The organism is Roseiflexus sp. RS-1, from assembly GCF_000016665.1.
Taxonomy (GTDB): domain Bacteria; phylum Chloroflexota; class Chloroflexia; order Chloroflexales; family Roseiflexaceae; genus Roseiflexus.
The window spans coordinates 2,803,490-2,822,696 of sequence record NC_009523.1 but is presented as its reverse complement, the minus strand read 5'-3'; the positions used below and the strand labels follow the sequence as shown (position 1 = coordinate 2,822,696).

The window sequence follows — 19,207 nt, the reverse complement described above, 5'->3', positions numbered from 1 at the left end:
CTGATCGGGCGCACTCACTGCGGTCTTCGTGTAACCTGAAGCGCAGTCGCTTCATCTTACCGGTGATCGCAGGTTGCCTGATGCAGCAGGTATGAGGAGTGCGCCCATGATAGAGCAGTCATCGATCCACGTTTCGACAGGTGATCAGAGCAAGGTGGATGTGCGCCCGCAGCTGAAGTATGTGCCGGTCTCGTTCTTTGCCACTGTACTCGGACTGACCGGCGCAACGATTGCGTGGCAGCGAGCGGAACGCCTGCTGGCGCTGCCCTTTGCGATCAGCGGTGTGGCGCTCATCCTTTCGCTGGCAGCCTTTCTGTCAATTGCAACCATCTATGCCCTGAAGACTGCGCGACATTTCGATGCAGTCAAACGTGAGTTTGCGCATCCGGTCAAAATCAACTTCTTTCCCACGATTTCGATCAGTCTGCTGTTGTTCAGTATCGCTTTTCTGCGCCTCAACCACGATATTTCGCGCTATGTATGGATCGCCGGTACCGTAGCGCAGTTGGTGTTCACTATTGCGATTCTATCTGCGTGGATGCAACGATCGACATTGCAGATCCAGCATATTAACCCTGCCTGGTTCATCCCGGTCGTGGGTAATATCATCGTACCAATTGCGGGGGTGGACCACGCTCCTGCCGAAATATCGTGGTTTTTCTTCAGCTTCGGTCTGATCTTCTGGATAGCGCTGTTTACACTCGTGCTGTACCGGCTTATTTTTCATCAACCACCGCTTCCAGAGCGTCTCATCCCGACGTTGTTTATCATGATGGCGCCTCCTGCGATTGGGTTCATTTCATACGTCAAACTGATGGAGCACGCAATCAGCGGCTTTGAACTGGATAGTTTTGCGCGAATCCTGTACTATGTCGGGCTGTTCCTGTTCATGCTGCTGCTTGTTCAGTATCGACAATTCGTAAAGATTCCCTTCTATCTTTCGTGGTGGGCATACTCATTCCCAACAGCGGCTATCACCATCGCAACCGTGCTGATGGTGGCGAAGACAGGGTTGCTATTCTTCCATGCGCTGGCGTATATCCTGCTCGTTGCACTGGCAGCGCTGATCACCCTGCTCCTCGTTCGCACATTCTCCGCGATTATCAATAGGAAGGTTTTTGTTGAGGAGGATTGAGGAGTCCTTAACCAGGCCAGCGCAAAACAACGATTTCTTCGCGTAGCTGCATCCGGGTTGCAGTGGCGATCCGGGTTCGGAAGAGGTCAATGCCGACCAGATCATATCCCAACTGTCGGGCGATATCAGCCAGCAGCGCGCCGGTCTGGATCATGACACGGAAGTAGGACGCCTGATCGCCAACAACATAGGCAAGCTGCGCCCCTGGACGAAGTACGGTGCGGAGTTGGGCAAGGTGTCGCGCCATACCGCCAAAGTAGAGCCTGGTGACTCGCGCATAAAGGCGCTCAAAACCCGATGTCTTCCCCAACTCACGCCGACGTGACTCAATCACGTCGGCGAGGTGCTGAATATGGGGGTGGTGCGCGATCCATTGATCATCATCAGACGTGTACACATTACGGGTATTTGAGCGTATAAGGTGATGCTTAAGAGCTCGAAGGTCTGATTTGCTGCGAATAAAACCGAGAAGCACGCTCTCAAGCCGCGTTGTTCGTGTGTAGTCCTTTTCATTCGGGTAGGGTGGCGAAGTAATAACTGCATCAATTGAAGCAGGTTCTAACACATCTCCGATGCTTCGAGCGTCTGCGTGGCAAATCATGGCTTCAGTATGATTGAGATGTCTTAAGTGGCGCAGATCGCGTGCAATCGCAGCCACGCCTTCCAGCCACGCAGCAATCACCGGAGTGTCGGGCTTCGCCGGTCCGACGCCAACCTCCGGACCGAAATGAAGGTTGCCAATTGCATTGGGGAGCGCCTTTGCCAGTGCAAGGCGCTGGTGACGCTCAAATCGTTGATCGGCATACGTCTTGAGCGTATCGAGGAGGACAAGAACTTTATGCAAGGGAAGGGGGCTGATGGAGTTTTTCAGTAAGAGGTGCATCACGTCCGGTTCAAGGGTTCGGAGATTGCGGATCGCATCAGCACGTTGCATCGAAGGAAATAACGGATCATCCTCAATGCCGTCGGCTTCGAGCTGCGCGCGTGCACGCTCTGCAACGTATTCGGAATGCTGGATCAGTTCGTCCGGGTCGGGCGACCAATCAATTTTGACCTGCGCCACAAAATGCGCAAGCGGGTTTGCCTCGATACCAACGGCTGGAATGCCCAGTTTTTTGCATTCAACAATGGTTGTGCCAGCGCCGCAAAAAGGATCGAGGACACGATGGCGCGAGTTGATGCCAAAACGCTTAAGGTATTCGCGAACCAGATGTGGTGGAAAGGACAGCACAAAGCGATACCAGTCGTGTGCGGGGCGATCCTGATCGTCTATCTTGTTGACATCACCCCTGCTTTTGTAATGACCGCTTTTGTGCAGATACGTCATCGATGTGGTCAGCAGTGCTTCGGTGTGCTTCATGCTGTGGTTCCTTCAAGAGCGCTACGCTCGTCATTTCGGACGTAGTATAGAACATTTGTGAGCATATGGCAACTCGATATGCACGCAACATTGAACCAACAGTCCTGTTCCGGCGCCGCAACTGAGATCACCCCGTAATCAAAACCATCTTTTCACGTGTTCCCTTTTTGTTTACAGTTTCGTTCGGGCAGCAACTCTGTTGCCTGCCATCGTGACACTGTAATCATCAGGGGAAACATATGCGCGTATATATCATCATGCTCCTGCTTGGCATTGGTATGCTCCTTCCGACGCCTCCCGCGCACGCTGCCGGTGTCGTCGGTGATGGAACGCCGGCGAGTTGCACGCGCGATGCCCTGGCGGCGGCGCTGGCTTCGGGTGGCGAGATCCGCTTCAACTGCGGCAGCGCGCCGGTGACTATCCCGATTGCGGCAACCCTCGATATTCGCACTGCGGCAACGATCGATGGCGGAGGATTGGTGACCCTCGATGGTCAGGGAACGACCCGTATCATGTATGTTAACAAACTCAGCGCCGGCACGAAATTGACGCTGCGCAACCTGACGCTCGCCAACGGTCGATCAAGCGGGTTCGAGCCGTCGTTTGGCGGTTGCGTCTATGCACGCCAGAGCGCCGTCGACCTGATCGATGTCACGTTTACCGGTTGCAGGGCGGGCAACGGTGCTGCGCTCTATGTCTACGGCGGCGCACTGAAAGTCGAACGCAGCACGTTCATCGGCAATCACGCCAGCGATGGCGGCGCGATCTACGCGCTTCAGGGCGGCCGCGTCGTCATTCGCAACTCCACCTTTGCCGCCAACACATCCACTGGCGATGGCGGCGCCATCTTCATGGACAACTCGCCGCTCGAAGCGTATGCTTCCCTGTTTGAAGACAATCAGGCGCAGGGGACGCAATCTCAGCCAGATATCGGTTTAGGCGGCGCGATCTATGGCAACAATCCCGGCGCAACCATAACGATCGTCGGCAGTCAGTTTCGCCGGAACTACGCACGACTGCAAGGTGGCGCGCTGTTCGCCGACTACAACGTCACGCTCCGCGTCCAGACCAGCAACTTCAGCAATAACCGCTCTGGTTCGCAGGGAGGGGCGCTGGGAACCTGGAAAGCACAGGCGCATTTGCACTCGTGCACCTTTACCGACAATGTTTCTGACGGCGGAGGCGGCGCAATTCTGAGTGGTGAAGCAACAACCATGGTCGTATCGGCTGGCACATTCACCGGAAACAGCGCCGGGCGCGATGGTGGCGCTCTGTACAACTACACCGGTCCGCTAACAGTCAACGACTCGCTGTTCGACGCCAACCGCGCCGGTGTGGACGGCAGGGGCGACACTCGTGGCGGCGCAATTGTCAGTTACCGCGCGACGATGACAATCAATGCCAGCACCTTTACCGGCAACCAGGTGGTCGGTCGTCAGGGGTTCGGCGGTGCAATCGGGAACGCTGGCAGCGCTACCGTGGTCAACAGTACATTTTACGATAATGCCGCCGAATATGGTGGCGCAATCTACGGACTGCGCGACACCCGTGTGGTGAATGTCACCCTGGTGCGCAACCAGAGCGCAAACGGCGCCAACCTGAACTGGGAGAGGACCACGACCATGACGCTCAGGAACACTCTGCTTGTGCCTGGCTCGAATGGGCGGAATTGCATCCGCGCTGTATCAACCAGCGAAGGCGGCAATATTCAGGAGGGAGATACGAGTTGTTTCCCCAGCCAGCCGGTGGTGGCGCTTGGTTTGAGTGCTCCGGCGATGCACGGCGGCGCAACGCCAACCATTGCTCTGCCACCCGGCGCTGCCGCAATCGATGTCGGGCGTGATTGCCCGCCCTTCGACCAGCGCGGCTTTCCGCGCGTTGGCGCCTGTGACAGCGGTGCATTTGAATTCGGCAGTTCCGCGCCCAATTTGAGCGAAGCCGTTTTTCTCCCGCTCGTCGTCCGCTGAACGTCATACGGTTCACGGTGTGTCAGAAGATGATTGGTCGTGTTGTCGCCCTTTCTCGCGTGCCATAGCGGCGCGGGATTGCTCAACGGCTTCTTTGAAGGCAAACACATACGGTCGTTTCGCCGAGTAGAGCACCTTGATCGTGTCTCCTGCCTGCAGGCGATCATACTCCGATGAGAAGACTGCTTCATCCTTCCGATGGATCGCGCCTGACGCATCGCGGTATTCGAAGACGACTCGCTTCCGCCAGCCAAAAGACAGTGAACGGTCATATTTGCGCACAACCACTGCCTCGGTTTCGACGCCATCCGCCAGAACCTCCTGGAAGCGGTACATACGCTGGATCAGTCCATACGCGACCAGCCCAAAAATGATCACTGGAACGACGCAAAAGAGCGTAACGAAGAGCAGTGCATCACTCACAGCATTTCTCCTGGCGTACATGGATGAGTATCCTGCAAAAGGGTATGTCACCGCAGCGGCGCGGAGTTCACCGCGCAAGATTGTCTATTGCCTGACTCAAACGTATGCTTCGCCGCGCATCGCACGACATTCGTTTTTGGCGTTCTCTGCGCACTAGTATAATCTAACGGGACACGGTATACCGTTCTGCGCCAGGTTCACGAGATCGCCGCGGAGTGTTGGGTAGCCGTGTCCTTCAACGCGACCAAGCCGAACAGGTATCTGGGCCCTCAAACCCGCATATGCTAGCAAGGCTGGCGCCGTTTTCCTCAGGAGGTTCTGTGTATGGCTTCCCGTGAGTCGCTCTTTATCGGCATTGATGTCTCCAAACAGACGCTGGATGTGGCGTTTGGCGCCGACCCGCACGCGCCACGCGAGACGATACCGTCTACCGACGAAGGTGTCCAGCTCCTGGTCACGCGACTCCAGCGCCTGCAGCCGACCCTGATTGTGCTGGAGGCGACCGGCGGGCTGGAGCGCATGGTGTTCGCCCAACTGCTCCAGGCTGGCTTGCCGACGGCGCGGGTGCAGCCACGCCGCGTGCGCGCCCTGGCGCACGCGGAAGGACGCCAGGCGAAGACCGACCGCCTGGATGCCCGGTTGCTCGCCCGCTTTGCCGAACGGGTGCGCCCGCCGCACCACCAAGCGACGGACGAGCAGCGCGCATCCTTGCGCGACCTGCTGGTCCGGCGGGAGCAGGTGATTCAGATGCGGACGGCTGAGATCAATCGGTTGACGGCTGCCGCGCCGAACCTCCGCCCGGGCATCCAGCAGCATATTGATTGGCTGGATCAGGAGATCCGTGCGCTTGAGCAGGAACGCGACAACGAGGCGGAGCGCACCGACGAGGTGCGCCGGAAACGGGAGCTGCGCGACAGCGTGCCCGGCATCGGCGCGATCACCGCACTGAACCTGCTGCTCCGCCTGCCCGAACTGGGGACCATCAAGCGCACGGAAGCGGCGGCCGTTGTGGGCGTTGCGCCGTATGCCAATCAGAGCGGCGCACAGCACAAACCCCGGCATAGCTCCGGCGGCAGGAGGGATGTGCGCAGCGTGTTGTACATGGCGACCCTGGCGGCCACGCGGCGCCGTCTGGTCAGGCGCGCCTTCGATCAGCGCCTGTGTCAAGCTGGCAAGCCGCGCAAGGTCGCCATCGTCGCTGCGATGCGCAAGCTGCTGACTATTCTCGGCGCAATATTGCGTCAGCAAAAGCCCTGGGATCCGGCTGTGCATACGAGCGCCCCTTGACAAGCAACACAGTTACTCAGCGTCTAGTATAATCTAACGGGACACGGTATACCGTTCTGCGCCAGGTTCACGAGATCGCCGCGGAGTGTTGGGTAGCCGTGTCCTTCAACGCGACCAAGCCGAACAGTTATCTGGGCCCTCAAACCCGCATATGCTAGCAAGGCTGGCGCCGTTTTCCTCAGGAGGTTCTGTGTATGGCTTCCCGTGAGTCGCTCTTTATCGGCATTGATGTCTCCAAACAGACGCTGGATGTGGCGTTTGGCGCCGACCCGCACGCGCCACGCGAGACGATACCGTCTACCGACGAAGGTGTCCAGCTCCTGGTCACGCGACTCCAGCGCCTGCAGCCGACCCTGATTGTGCTGGAGGCGACCGGCGGGCTGGAGCGCATGGTGTTCGCCCAACTGCTCCAGGCTGGCGTGCCGACGGCGCGGGTGCAGCCACGCCGCGTGCGCGCCCTGGCGCACGCGGAAGGACGCCAGGCGAAGACCGACCGCCTGGATGCCCGGTTGCTCGCCCGCTTTGCCGAACGGGTGCGCCCGCCGCACCACCAAGCGACGGACGAGCAGCGCGCATCCTTGCGCGACCTGCTGGTCCGGCGGGAGCAGGTGATTCAGATGCGGACGGCTGAGATCAATCGGTTGACGGCTGCCGCGCCGAACCTCCGCCCGGGCATCCAGCAGCATATTGATTGGCTGGATCAGGAGATCCGTGCGCTTGAGCAGGAACGCGACAACGAGGCGGAGCGCACCGACGAGGTGCGCCGGAAACGGGAGCTGCGCGACAGCGTGCCCGGCATCGGCGCGATCACCGCACTGAACCTGCTGCTCCGCCTGCCCGAACTGGGGACCATCAAGCGCAAGGAAGCGGCGGCCGTTGTGGGCGTTGCGCCGTATGCCAATCAGAGCGGCGCACAGCACAAACCCCGGCATATCTCCGGCGGCAGGAGGGATGTGCGCAGCGTGTTGTACATGGCGACCCTGGCGGCCACGCGGCGCCGTCTGGTCAGGCGCGCCTTCTATCAGCGCCTGTGTCAAGCTGGCAAGCCGCGCAAGGTCGCCATCGTCGCTGCGATGCGCAAGCTGCTGACTATTCTCGGCGCAATATTGCGTCAGCAAAAGCCCTGGGATCCGGCTGTGCATACGAGCGCCCCTTGACAAGCAACACAGTTACTCGGCGGTGCGCCACTCATGGCATTCCTCCTGGCGTGTGAGTATCCTGCAAAAGGGTATGTCACCGCAGCGGCGCGGAGTTCACCGCGCAAGATTGTCTATTGCCTGACTCAAACGTATGCTTCGCCGCGCATCGCACAACATTCGTTTTTGGCGTTCTCTGCGCGCTCAGCGTCTCGGCGGTGCGTTTTGGCAGTGATGTCCATTTCTGGCGCATGGTGGAACAACTTACCCGCTCTGTCTTCCGCGCACCTGCGCTTCCAGCGCTGAGGGCTCGGTCACCGGCAGTTGACAGGCGTAGTTCTGACAGACATAGGCGGTTGCCTTGCCATCAATCTGCCCGCGTCCGTTGAGCAGCGGCGATGGAATGCGCGGCGGATCTTCACCGGGGCGAGCCAGTACGATGACCCGGTTCGGCAGGAATGGTTTCAACACAACTGCTGCCAGCGCCTGGGTGTCGGCATCTTCCGGGTTGCCGATCAGAGCGATCTCGCGCGGTTGACCCAATGCGAACTCAGCCGCCGCCAGGTAGCGCCCGAAGCCGGTTGGATACCGCTGCATAACAGGAACCATTGACTCCAGCACGCTCAACGCCCGTTCGCGGTAGCGCGCCTCGTCAAAGATCAGCGCCAGTCGCAGCAGCACATCCACAGCCGCCGAACTGCCGCTCGGCGTCGCATTGTCTCCGGTGTCCCGCGGACGAATGACCAGTTGCTCGTGGTTTTTGCCGGTATCGTAGAAACCGCCAAGACCCTCATCCCAGAAGCGTTCCAGCAGGGAATCGGCCAGCGCGCGCGCTTCCAGCAACCAGTGCGGATCGAAGGTCGCTTCGTACAATGCCAGCAGTCCATCCGCCAGCAGTGCATAATCTTCAAGGAACGCGGGGGTTGGGTTAGCGACGCCACGACGCCAGGAACGCAATAATTCGCCATCGGCGCGGCGCAGGTTGGTCAGCACAAACCTGGCGCACCGCACTGCTGCGATGCGGTAGTCCTCGCGGTCGAGAGCAACAGCGCCAAGTGCAAAAGCGCGTATCGCCATGCCATTCCACGCTGTCAATACTTTATCGTCGAGATCTGGCATCGGGCGCCGCTGGCGCACCTCGAACAGTATCCGGCGTCCACGCGCGGCGATGGTTTCGATCTGTTCGACCGGCATCCCCATCACACGCGCGACTTCATCCGGTGAACGCCGCACGTGCAGAATGTTCTTTCCTTCGAAGTTACCCTGATCTGTGACCCCATACAATGCCGAAAAAACGATCGCATCCGTGCCAAGCGCTTCCCGGATCTCGGCAGGCGTCCAGACGAAGAACGCCCCCTCGTGCTTGTGCGTTGCATCCGGCGTCGGCAATGAATCGGCATCCTGCGTGCTAAAGAATCCTCCTTCTGGATGGTGCATTTCACGCAGCATATAATCCAGTGTTTCCTCTGCAATGCGGCGGTAACATGCATTGCCAGTCGCCTGGAATGTCTCGAGATAGACTCGTGCCAGCAGCGCATTGTCGTAGAGCATTTTCTCGAAGTGCGGCACGAGCCACTGCGCATCGACGCTATATCGGTGGAAACCACCGCCGAGTTGATCGTACATTCCCCCTTCCGCCATCCTGCGCAGCGTCATTTCGAGCATCTCCATGCCTCTACCGGTCCGTACCGCATAGCGCAACAAGAATTCCAGCGTCATCGGTTGCGGGAACTTCGGTGCGCGCCCAAAACCGCCGAATGCCGGATCGAATGCCTGCTGCAACCCGATGAATGCAGTATCGAGCACAGCTGGCGTGAGTGTGCCACCCGGCATGTGCATACTGATCGCCTCTCGCATCCGCTCGACCAGTTCGCGCCCGCGCGCCAGCAACTCGTTCCGGCGGGAAGCATACGCCTCGGCAACCGAGCGCAGCACCCGCCGAAATGATGGCATCTGCCAGCGATCTTCGGGTGGAAAGTACGTCCCGGCAAAAAACGGCACACCGTCGGGGGTCAGGAAGACGGTCATCGGCCATCCGCCACTGCCGGTCATCGCCTGCACGGCCGTCATATAGATGGCATCGATGTCCGGGCGTTCTTCACGATCAACTTTCACGTTGATGAAGTGCTGGTTCATCAGCGCCGCAGTCTCTTCATCCTCGAACGACTCATGCTCCATGACATGACACCAGTGACATGCCGCATAGCCGACACTCAGCAGGATGGGTTTGTCTTCCGCTTTTGCGCGTGCTAATGCCTCCTCCCCCCAGGGATACCAGTCGACTGGATTGTACGCATGTTGTAACAGGTAGGGACTCGTCGCGTTGATCAGGCGGTTCGGGCGCCTATCGCGCTTGTTGCTCGACATAATTACTCACTTCCCGGTATAGCTGCTGACCCTCGCCAGGACTGTCCATTTACGCAACAAAAGTCTAGCATAATTTCAGTATATTCGCGTGCATCGTCTTTCTTCGATTACCTTCTCCACAACCGACCCTTACCGTGCTATACTCAAGGTGCTACAGCGATCGTTGGGCATGAAGGCATTGTCCTTCCTGGAGAGAGGGAGCCGATGCAATCACTTGAAGCGTGGCTCAGTGCACACGGATCGGCGCTGGCGCAGGCGCTTGATGCGCAGCGCAGCACGATTTGTGAAGAGGTTTCCCGCAGGCTTGCAGCCGAATATCCGGATCTCTGCCCCAACCTTCCGTCAGACGATCCCGAACTCTCGCAGCAGATCATGTTCCAGCAGACTCCGCAACGCTTTCATGTTATTCTGCTGGCAGCTCTTCGCTTCCACACACTGGCAGTCATCGAGCGAGAATACCGCTGGCTCTGGGTTATTGTCCAGCGCTTTGGCGTCAGGCGTGTGCATTTGCTGCAACAGGTGCGCTGGTATTTCGAGGCGGCGCAGGCATACACGTCGCTTTCACGCGAAGATCGCGCCTGGCTGACGCAACTCGAGTTGGCTATCGAGCATATGATACTGACAATTACTGCGCCGTCGCCTGCCACACCTCGCTCTTACGCTGGCGCGGTTGCCCCATAAGCCAGGTTGCGCCTGCAAACAGTGCGCCACCTGTACGAACTGCTATTCAGGTAAAGCGCCTGGCTTTATTTCGCGCCTACGACCACTGCACGTTATCGACGCTGCTCTCAATCCCTCATGCTCAAACGATGGAAGATAGTGTATGATGGGTGTTCCTGCCAGACATCGTTGGAGCATCATCAGGACACGATTATGCGCATGACCACGCTTTTTGGACGCACGCTTCGCCAGTCGCCTTCCGAGATCAACCATCCGACCCTGCGTCTGATGGTGCGCGCCGGTCTGGTGCGTCTTTCATCGGGCGCTCTGACATTGCTGCCGGTCGGCACACGCGCTCTGCGCCGTATCGAAATGATCGTTCGTGAGGAACTGACCCGCATCGGATTGCAGGAGGTCTATCTGCCGCTGTTTCGATCAGGTGCACCGTTGGATCCCCTGTTCTCCAGTCTTGCATCCGCTTCTTCGATACTTCACTGCACCGATCAGTTTGGACGCTCTCTAAGCATTCTACCAACCGATGAGGCATGGATCGCCAGTCTGGCTGCGACCGAGATTGCGTCGTACCGGCAGTTGCCGGTGCTGCTGTATCAGGTGCGTCCCACCTACTGCGGCGACTGCCGTTCATCATGGCTGCGAGCAGGTGTTACTGCAATTATCTATGCACTCGACCACAGCGACGCAGATGTTCAGGAGTCGAGTGCACTGGTGCGCCAGGCGTTCACCCGCCTGTTTGAACGTATCAATGTGCAGGTTGCACCGGTAGAAGCGGGTCGTGATCCGGTCAGCGGCGACGAAGCGTTTGCGTATGTCGCTCTTTCTGAGTATGGCGATGTCGACCTGATGCGCTGCGACGCATGCGGTTATGCCGCCCTGCGAGAAGCTGCTCGCACTGCCGCCTGTGAAGCCTTCGCGCCGACCACGTCATCGGACGAGTCAGACCGTCCAGAAGCATTCGCTACCCCCGACTGCGCAACCATTGCCGATCTCGCACGCTTTTGCGGTGTACCAGAGTCGGCGACTGCGAAAGCGGTCTTCTTCGACTCACCCGAACGAGGTCTCATTTTCGCTGTCATTCGCGGCGATCGTGACGTCAATGTGACCAAACTCCGCATCGCTGCTGGCGTTTCAGCTCTTCTGCCAGCACAGACCGAACAGATCAGCGCAACCGGCGCGGTTGCCGGGTATGCATCGCCGGTGGGGGTGCGCGAACGGTCATCCGGCGGCGTGGTGGTTATCGCCGATCCTTCGGTCACGACCGGATCGCCGTTGATCGCCGGTGCAAACCGCCATGGATATCATCTGCGCAATGTCGTCTACGGACGTGATTGGAGCGCCGACCTCATTGCCGATATTTCGCTGGCGCGCACCGGTGATCCCTGTTGTGGCTGCAACGCACCTTTGCGCCAGACAACCGGATTCATCATCGGTCGTGATCTTCGCTACGGCGCTCGAAGCGTTCAGGTATCCGGCGCAACATTTCTTGACCGGGAGGGCGTTGTCCGCCCGATAACGATGAGCCTGTTCAGCATTGCTCTCGAACGTGTGCTGCTCGTTGCCGTTGAACAGCACTGCGATCAATCAGGAATTGTGTGGTCGCCAGAAATAGCGCCGTTCCATGTTCATCTGGTGCGTCTCGGCAAACAGGATGCCACCCGTCAGGCCGCCGATGCTCTGTACGATGAACTCACCGCAGCCGGGATCGCCGTCCTCTACGATGATCGCGACGAGACTGCCGGGGTCAAATTCAACGATGCCGATCTCATCGGGGCGCCGTTGCGTCTTGTGATCGGCGACCGCTTTCTCAGCGACGGTCTGGTAGAAGTCAAACAGCGCGCAAGCGGCGTTATCGCGAAGACGCCGCAGTCCGAAATTGTGGCAGTGGTTCGGGCGCTGACTATGCCGGTCTGACTGGCGAGGACGTTCGTCGCATCAGGTAGATGCGTGGCGTCATACCGCCTGTGCGCACTTTCACGATCTCAACCGGTGTCCAGACATCGGTGCAGCTGGCGAATACCCGCTCGATCAGGCGCACTTCGTGGGTGAGCAGACACATCCGGGCATTGGGGGCCGCCACCCGCGCCGCTTCCGCGATCAGGCGGGGATAAAGCGCTTCATTATCGCGGTGCGATCCGATCAACTGACCGAACGGCAGATCGGCGCATATCACATCGACACTTCTGGTTTCGAGCGGCAGCGATGTCGCGTCCCATGGTTCGAGCCGGACCACAGGTGCAAATCCAGCCGCTTCCAGATTGCGTCGGGCGCACTGGAGCGCCCGCTGATCCGGATCACAGCCAATTGCCAGTCGTGCTGGCGCGAGGAACAACCGTTCGATCAACAACGTTCCAGAGCCGCAGGCGAGGTTCAGCACACGGTCAGAGGCGGAGGGACGGGTCAGTCGCATCATCACCGACGCGAGGGTGGCGTTGAGCGCGCCGGGCCAGTTACACACGCGCCAGGCGCGGGTTGCCAGCGGGCGTGGCGACAATCGCACCAGTACTTCCCAGCCGCCGTTCGACTCTGCACGGCGCAGGCGAATGAGGAGATCGCCCTCATCGTCTGCCAGCGCCAGACCGGTATGGGCTGCGAGCGTTTCCTTGAGGCGGGTCATGACAGAAGAGTCGGATCCCGCAGCACTCAGGCGCAGGGTGCGATAGTACTCTGGTTTCGTGAGCGACCGCACCAGCTTCAGCGTCGTTAGCAGGCGCGTGAGATGCTGATGTCCCAGCAGTGCGCGGGGGCGCGGCACATCATAGGTCACAATCAGGTACGCCGCGACAACCGAGCGCAGCCGGAGGAGCGCGCGCAGATCGCCAGCGAACCGGACCCGTATTCTGCCGGGATACAGCGCAACCGGTGAGCACGCACGTCCGCAGCACGCGCGGATTTCTTCGAGCGCATATGGTTCCAGCCCTTCGAGCACATCGAATTCGACCTCAAACATAACAACACCGATCTGGCAACGATGAAGCGAAAAAGCATAGCAATACTCTTTACGACTCGTCAGTCCGTCTGGTGAGGAAATTCAGGAAGACTTCAATCTCTTCACGGAACATTGCGTGCACTGGACGCAGTTCGCGCACCAGAGGTTCTAAACGTGCCCAGTCAATGGTGAAGGCATAACTGTGGCGGAAGTAGTGGCGGAAGGCCAGATAGGCAGTCAGGCATGTTTCAAGTGAAGATGACAGCAGCGCTGGGCGAGTCGTTGTCGGTCGTGCTACCTGTGCTAACAATTCCCGGCGCCACCGGTTTCTCTGAGGCGCCTGGCCATCGATGAGCCGTGCGACAGCCAGGAAGATACTTTCAATTCCGTTATAGTACGAATGGAGCACGGTAGCAAGCGCGGCTAACTCTACTACGTCGGGTGATTGCTGTTCCACTCGATCAATCAGGCTTGTATAGGTTGTCAGGAGGAGATCAAGCTGTGCCAGCTCGACCTTAATCGCTTGAGTCAGGGCTTCAGCCAAGGTACACCAGTGTTTCGCTGCGCAATAAGGCTTCTACAAAAGGTCCGGGCAGATCGAGATCCACAAGATCAACCGGATGATCAAGATCAGAAAGCAGCTGTCCGAGTAATTGAAAGAAGGCGTGTGGAGGACAGCCACGCACAGCTAAATCGATATCTGATCCCGCGTGCCTGTCCCCGGTTGCCGTCGAGCCAAACAGGTAGATTTCGCGACAACCTCCAGCCTTAAGAATTGCGACTGCCCGTGCAAGATCGTGTGCTACATCAGGCGGATAGGCTTGTTGGATGTCACAGATCGGCTTTGTCATGCCTGCCTCCTCCTTTCCCGCTTCAAATCTCCATCCCCCTTATCGAGCACATGAATGAGGTGCAGAAGAGTCCACGTCCCGCCTGCCAGGATTATTGCAATGTTTTGATCACGTGTCAACTCTTCTGGCAACGAATAAAAAAGCACAGGTGTGCACTTCATTGTACACACCTGTGCTCTCTGATGGATGTGGTAGCGGCGGGTGGATTCGAACCACCGACCTTCGGGTTATGAGCCCGACGAGCTGCCACTGCTCCACGCCGCGGTGCTGCGGCGCACGGACCTACTCTCCCGGCGGGCGTCCCGCCAGTACCATCGGCGCTGCCGCGTTTCACGACCCGGTTCGGGATGGCGCGGGGTGGGTCCGCGGCGCGTCACGCACGCCACTGGTGCAGGGGGGCGGATCAGCACACCTTTCCTTCGGGTGCAGCGCCGTCACGTCCGGCGTCCCAGCAGGGAAGCCCTCGTCCATGCGCACGCCTCGCCTCTACCCCTCACGGGGCCTCCAGCTGGCGCCGCCTTCCCGGTCGTCTGCCGGGGGACTTACCGGCCTGCTGCCGTGAGTGGCGTCATCTTGGGGGGCATTTCCCACTTAGATGCTTTCAGCGGTTCTTGCCTCCGGACATGGCTACGGAGCCTGCGGGCCGCCCCACAACTCCTCCACCAGCGGTCCGTCCACTCCGGTCCTCTCGTACTAAGAGCAGCTCCCCGCACGCCACTATGCGCCCGTAGCGGATAGAGACCGAACTGTCTCACGACGTTCTGAACCCAGCTCGCGTGCCGCTTTAATGGGCGAACAGCCCAACCCTTGGGACCGACTCCAGCCCCAGGATGCGACGAGCCGACATCGAGGTGCCAAACCGTGCCGTCGATGTGAACTCTTGGGCACGATCAGCCTGTTATCCCCGGGGTAGCTTTTATCCGTTATGCTACGGCCCTTCCACGCGGTACCGTAGGATCACTAAGGCCGACTTTCGTCTCTGCGCGGCATGTCCGCCTTGCAGTCAAGCGCCCTTCTGCCTTTGCACTCCACGGCGGATTGCCATCCCGCCTGAGGGCGCCATTGCGCGCCTCCGTTACCTTTTAGGAGGCGTCCGCCCCAGACAAACTACCCGCCAGCCACGGTCCCCGTGCTCCACGGGTGAGGGCGCACGCCGCGCCAGAGTGGTATTTCACCGGCGCCTCCCGCGCCCCCGCAAGGGCGCGTTCTCCGGCTCCCACCTATCCTACGCAAGCGCGGAGCGCGCACAATGGCAAGCTGTAGTAAAGCTCCACGGGGTCTTTTTGTCCTGCTACGGGTTGGCCGCGTCCTAACGGCCAGCGCAGTTTCACCGAGCCCCTGGTCGAGACACTGCCCAGATCGTGATGCCTTTCGTGCGGGTCGGAACTTACCCGACAAGGAATTTCGCTACCTTAGGACTGTTATAGTTACAGCCGCCGTTCACCGGGGCTTCGGTTCAGACCGTGCAGCCCTCCCCTTAACCTTCCGGCACTGGGCAGGCATCAGCCCGTATACGTCGCCTTTCGGCTTCAGCACGGACCTGTGGTTCTGGTAACCAGTCGCCTGGGCCGCTTTGCTGCGACTCGGCGGGGCTCCCTCCGGACGGAGTTCACCCCCCGAGCACCCCTTCTTCCGAAGGTACGGGGTCAATTTGCCGAGTTCCTTAACCAGGGATCACTCGTCCACCTGAGCTTCCTCAGCCAGCCTACCTGTGTCGGTTTGCGGTACGGGCAGGAATGGTCCTCCGTAGCAGGCCTTTCTCGGCTGTTCGGGTTCAGCGCGCTTGCGGTGCGCCGGATGGCGCCCGCTCGCACTCGCCTCTCGGTCAGCGACGGCGCGGACTTGCCTCCGCCGTCTCCCTACCGGCTTGGACGGTCCTCGTCTGACCGCCGCGCCTACCCCTCAGCGTCCCGCATCCGTCAAACGGCCCATTCCTGGTACAGGACTGTCTACCTGTTGTCCATCGGGTGCTGCTTGCGCATCCCCTTAGGCCCGACTAACCCGCCGCGGATCACCCTTGCGGCGGAACCCTCAGGCTTCCGGTGGCGGGGGTTCGCACCCCGCTTCTCTGTTACTCGTTCCGGCATTCGCACTCGTCGACGCTCCACGGCTGGCTTCCGCCGCCGCTTCGCCGCGTCCACGACGCTCCCCTACCACCCTGACGGTCCTGAGCTTCGGTACGACCCTTTGCCCCGCTGGATTGTCGGCGCAGCGGCACTCGACCAGTGAGCTGTTACGCACTCTTTCAAGGATGGCTGCTTCTAAGCCAACCTCCTGGTTGTCTGCGCACCGCCACATCCTTTCCCACTCAGGGTCGATTTCGGGACCTTAGCTGCAGGTCTGGGTTGTTTCCCTCTCGACGTACAACGTTTGCGCCGCACGTCTCACTCTGCGGGCGACCGCGCGGCATTCGCAGTTTGGCGTCGTTTGGCAGGCGGTGAAGCCCCCGCACCACACCAGCGCTCTACCTCCGCGCGCCCCTGCCGCAGGCTGCACCTCAATGCATTTCGGGGAGAACCAGCTATCTCCGCTTTCGATTGGCATTTCACCCCTACCCACAGGTCATCCGAGCGGTTTGCAATCCACACCGGTGCGGGCCTCCACGCGCCGTTACGCGCGCTTCACCCTGCCCATGGGTAGCTCAAGCGGTTTCGGGTCTGCCCCCTGCGACCGTGCGCCCTGTTCAGACTCGCGTTCGCTCTGGCTCCGGCTGTGACTGCCTTAACCGGGCCACAGAGGGCAACTCGCCGGATCATACTCCAAAAGGCACGCCGTCACCTCCCGAAGGAGGCTCCGACTGCGTGTAAGCACACGGTTTCAGGTTCTCTTTCACTCCCCTCGCCGGGGTGCTTTTCACCGTTCCCTCACGGTACTGGTCCACTATCGGTCGCTGCGCGTAGTTAGCCTTGGAGCGTGGTCGCCCCCGCTTCACGCCGGGTTGCTCGTGTCCGGCGCTACTCAGGCAAGAGACTCACGCGCGGACGCGCCGTCGACTACGCGGCTGTCACGCTCTCCGGCGCCGCTTTCCAGTCGGCTTCGTCTGACGCATCACGCGCGTGGAGGGGGAAGGCAGCCCCCTCGGGTCTCTCCCTGCAACCCCACGACCGCAACGGCTGCCTCCTTGCCACGGTCGTGGTTTAGGCTGCCCCCGGTTCGCTCGCCACTACTACGGGGATGCTTTCTCTTCCTCGGGGTACTGAGATGTTTCAGTTCCCCCGGTGCCCTCCGCCATTGGCGGTGTCCGTCGGAACGGACGGGTTGCCCCATTCGGAGATCGTGGGATCACAGCCTGCACGCGGCTCCCCCACGCATATCGCCGCCTTGCCGCGTCCTTCATCGGCGCGCAGCGCCGAGGCATCCTCCGTGTGCTCCTTCTGTCTTCCCTGCTGGAACGCTCGACGTGCCCGGCGTTCTGCATCCGTTATGATAAAGGTGTCCTGATCTGCACTTGTCAAGGTGCACCGCCGACCGACGGGTCGGGGGGGCGCCTTCACCCCTGAACCGTGACATCCGCGCCGTGGCGGGCGCGTGCTGCGGTCTCAGCCGCTGTGTCCCTAGAAAGGAGGTGATCCAGCCGCACCTTCCGGTACGGCTACCTTGTTACGACTTCGTCCCAGTCGCTGCCCCTGCCCTCGGCCGCTGCCTCCGGAAACCGGTTAGCTGGCGGACTTCAGGCATTGACAACTCCCATGACGTGACGGGCGGTGTGTACAAGGCCCGGGTACGTATTCACCGCGCCATGGCTGATACGCGGTTACTAGCAACTCCGCCTTCACGGGGGCGAGTTGCAGCCCCCGATCTGCACTGGGGCGCCGTTTGGCGATTAGCATCCGCTTGCGCGGGAGCGACGCATTGTCGGCGCCATTGTAGCGTGTGTGTCGCCCCAGACGTAAGGGCCATGCGGACTTGACGTCATCCCCGCCTTCCTCCCCGAAGGGCAGTCCGGTTAGACACGGGTAACTAACCGCAGGGGTTGCGCTCGTTGCGGGACTTAACCCAACATCTCACGACACGAGCTGACGACAGCCATGCAGCACCTGTGACGGACCCTCGCAGGCGACGACGTTTCCGCCGTCTGCACCGTCATGTCCAGTCTGGGTAAGGTTCTTCGGGTTGCGTCGAATTAAACCACACGCTCCGCTGCTTGTGCGGGCCCCCGTCAATTCCTTTGAGTTTTAAGCTTGCGCTCGTAGTTCCCAGGCGGACCACTTATCGCGTGAGCTAGGGCGCGCCGCGACATTAGTAGTCGCCACACGCCGAGTGGTCATCGTTTACGGCGTGGACTACCCGGGTATCTAATCCGGTTTGCTCCCCACGCTGTCGCGCCTCAGCGTCAGCCTGCGGCCAGCCCCCTGGCTTCCCCCTTGGTCTTCCTGCCGATCTCTACGCATTTCACCGCTACACCGGCAATTCGAGGGGCCTCTCCGCAGCTCGAGCGACCCAGTTTGCCATGGCCTCCCCCGGTTGAGCCGGGGGCTTTCACACGACACTTAGGTTGCCGCCTGCGCGCGCTTTACGCCCAGTGACTCCGGACAACGCTCGCCCCCTCTGTCTTACCGCGGCTGCTGGCACAGAGTTAGCCGGGGCTGATTCCGGGGGTACCGTCAGGGTCGTCCCCCCGAAAAGCGGTTTACAACCCGAAGGCCGTCATCCCGCACGCGGCGTTGCTCGGTCAGGCTTGCGCCCATTGCCGAAAATTCCTTGCTGCTGCCTCCCGTAGGAGTCTGGGCCGTGTCTCAGTCCCAGTCTGGCTGGTCATCCTCCCAGACCAGCTACCCGTCATCGGCTTGGTAGGCCCTTACCCCACCAACGACCTGATGGGCCGCAGGCCCCTCCCCCGGCGCGCACTGCGCTTTCCCCCGAAGGACGTATGCGGGATTAGCGCAACTTTCGTCGCGTTATCCCCCACCGGGGGGCGGGTTCCCACGTGTTACTCAGCCGTGCGCCACTCACCCGCCGAAGCGGGTGCGTGCGACTTGCATGCATTAGGCACGCCGCCAGCGTTCGTCCTGAGCCAGGATCAAACTCTTCATTGGATGGGCGGAGCGGGGTGCGCTCCGCCGGAGCGCCCGACACG

12 protein-coding genes, 1 tRNA gene and 3 rRNA genes are annotated in these 19,207 nt (G+C 60.2%); 6 read left to right on the top strand and 10 right to left on the bottom strand.

The features are described 5' to 3' along the window. Positions 1-106 precede the first annotated feature (106 nt). Positions 107-1,135 carry an SLAC1 anion channel family protein gene (locus tag ROSERS_RS11805; RefSeq protein ID WP_011957010.1) on the top strand — a complete coding sequence of 343 codons (1,029 nt, stop codon included), beginning with the start codon at positions 107-109 and terminating at the stop codon, positions 1,133-1,135. Positions 1,136-1,142: 7 nt separating this feature from the next. On the opposite strand, the gene ROSERS_RS11800 is transcribed toward ROSERS_RS11805, so the two are convergent. Next, entirely contained in the window at positions 1,143-2,495 is a 1,353-nt protein-coding gene (locus tag ROSERS_RS11800) for a DNA methyltransferase (protein WP_011957009.1), read from the bottom strand. Between the two features lie 239 nt (positions 2,496-2,734). Between ROSERS_RS11800 and ROSERS_RS11795 the strand changes: the two genes are divergently transcribed. After that, a complete protein-coding gene (locus ROSERS_RS11795; protein WP_011957008.1) occupies positions 2,735-4,462 on the top strand; it encodes a choice-of-anchor Q domain-containing protein in 1,728 nt (575 codons plus the stop codon). 12 nt (positions 4,463-4,474) lie between these two features. On the opposite strand, the gene ROSERS_RS11790 is transcribed toward ROSERS_RS11795, so the two are convergent. Then, complete coding sequence (locus ROSERS_RS11790) at positions 4,475-4,885, bottom strand: DUF3592 domain-containing protein (protein ID WP_157041058.1); 411 nt, start codon at positions 4,883-4,885, stop codon at positions 4,475-4,477. Positions 4,886-5,209: 324 nt separating this feature from the next. Between ROSERS_RS11790 and ROSERS_RS11785 the strand changes: the two genes are divergently transcribed. Then, positions 5,210-6,172 carry an IS110-like element ISRfsp2 family transposase gene (locus tag ROSERS_RS11785; RefSeq protein WP_011957006.1) on the top strand — a complete coding sequence of 321 codons (963 nt, stop codon included), beginning with the start codon at positions 5,210-5,212 and terminating at the stop codon, positions 6,170-6,172. A gap of 194 nt (positions 6,173-6,366) precedes the next feature. Next, the gene (locus tag ROSERS_RS11780) at positions 6,367-7,329 is read left to right on the top strand and encodes an IS110-like element ISRfsp2 family transposase (protein ID WP_011957005.1); all 963 of its coding nucleotides are present in this window, start codon (positions 6,367-6,369) and stop codon (positions 7,327-7,329) included. A gap of 243 nt (positions 7,330-7,572) precedes the next feature. On the opposite strand, the gene ROSERS_RS11775 is transcribed toward ROSERS_RS11780, so the two are convergent. Then, entirely contained in the window at positions 7,573-9,675 is a 2,103-nt protein-coding gene (locus ROSERS_RS11775) for a thioredoxin domain-containing protein (protein ID WP_011957004.1), read from the bottom strand. A 204-nt stretch (positions 9,676-9,879) separates the two neighbouring features. On the opposite strand from ROSERS_RS11775, the gene ROSERS_RS11770 reads away from it, so the two are divergent. Both ROSERS_RS11770 and ROSERS_RS11765 read left to right on the top strand, forming a co-directional pair. Continuing rightward, positions 9,880-10,356, top strand: a complete 477-nt coding sequence (locus tag ROSERS_RS11770; RefSeq protein ID WP_011957003.1) for a hypothetical protein — start codon at positions 9,880-9,882, stop codon at positions 10,354-10,356. Positions 10,357-10,554: 198 nt separating this feature from the next. Further along, the gene (locus ROSERS_RS11765; RefSeq protein ID WP_232282830.1) at positions 10,555-12,264 is read left to right on the top strand and encodes a proline--tRNA ligase; all 1,710 of its coding nucleotides are present in this window, start codon (positions 10,555-10,557) and stop codon (positions 12,262-12,264) included. Here the strand turns inward: ROSERS_RS11765 and ROSERS_RS11760 are convergent. From ROSERS_RS11760 to ROSERS_RS11730, 7 genes are all read right to left on the bottom strand, one after another. After that, entirely contained in the window at positions 12,251-13,300 is a 1,050-nt protein-coding gene (locus tag ROSERS_RS11760; RefSeq protein ID WP_011957001.1) for a methyltransferase domain-containing protein, read from the bottom strand. The two genes, ROSERS_RS11765 and ROSERS_RS11760, sit on opposite strands and share 14 nt — an antisense overlap. Positions 13,301-13,349: 49 nt before the next feature. Beyond that, on the bottom strand, positions 13,350-13,823 hold the full coding sequence (locus tag ROSERS_RS11755) for a hypothetical protein (protein WP_011957000.1): 474 nt from the start codon (positions 13,821-13,823) through the stop codon (positions 13,350-13,352). Continuing rightward, positions 13,816-14,130, bottom strand: coding sequence for a nucleotidyltransferase family protein (locus ROSERS_RS24165; RefSeq protein WP_049767510.1), 315 nt, complete (start codon positions 14,128-14,130; stop codon positions 13,816-13,818). Before ROSERS_RS24165 ends, ROSERS_RS11755 begins: the two co-directional genes overlap by 8 nt. A gap of 189 nt (positions 14,131-14,319) precedes the next feature. Next, positions 14,320-14,394 (bottom strand) — tRNA-Met (locus tag ROSERS_RS11745). A gap of 5 nt (positions 14,395-14,399) precedes the next feature. Further along, positions 14,400-14,515: ribosomal RNA gene (rrf, locus tag ROSERS_RS11740) — 5S ribosomal RNA — on the bottom strand. A gap of 66 nt (positions 14,516-14,581) precedes the next feature. Next, a 23S ribosomal RNA gene (locus ROSERS_RS11735) occupies positions 14,582-17,515 on the bottom strand. Positions 17,516-17,688: 173 nt separating this feature from the next. Beyond that, positions 17,689-19,166: ribosomal RNA gene (locus tag ROSERS_RS11730) — 16S ribosomal RNA — on the bottom strand. The 16S, 23S and 5S rRNA genes sit together here with 1 tRNA gene alongside, the layout of an rRNA operon. Positions 19,167-19,207: the final 41 nt, after the last annotated feature.